Below are 310 nucleotides of genomic sequence, written 5' to 3'. Positions count from 1 at the left end.
ACGAGTGATGTTCACCGTCACTTGGCTTTCTGCCGAGGTATTCGTGCCATCGCTCGCCGTGACGCCCAGCGTCAGGCTGGTTAGGTCGACGCCCGCGTCGCTGTTGATTGCGGCAACACCCGCTGCCGTCAACGTCACCTGACCGTTGCTGTCGATCGCGAAGTAACCGTTGTCGTTGCCGCTGGTGATGCTGTACGTCACGTTGTCCTGGTCATCCAGGTCGCTCGCCGTGAAGGTCGCTACCACATCGCCTGCGCTCACCGACTCTTCGGTCACCGTGCTGCCTGAAGCCGTGTCGATGGTCGGTGCA

The 310-nt window shown here is 61.6% G+C and carries 1 protein-coding gene; it reads right to left on the bottom strand.

Annotation, left to right across the window (positions count from 1 at the left end):
• Positions 1-310: cadherin repeat domain-containing protein (locus RH89_RS17010; RefSeq protein WP_004404686.1), on the bottom strand; the 310-nt coding region annotated here is incomplete at both ends.

This window comes from Vibrio nigripulchritudo ATCC 27043, from assembly GCF_000222685.1.
GTDB classification, from domain to species: domain Bacteria; phylum Pseudomonadota; class Gammaproteobacteria; order Enterobacterales; family Vibrionaceae; genus Vibrio; species Vibrio nigripulchritudo.
This window is presented reverse-complemented; position numbering and strand designations above follow the sequence as displayed.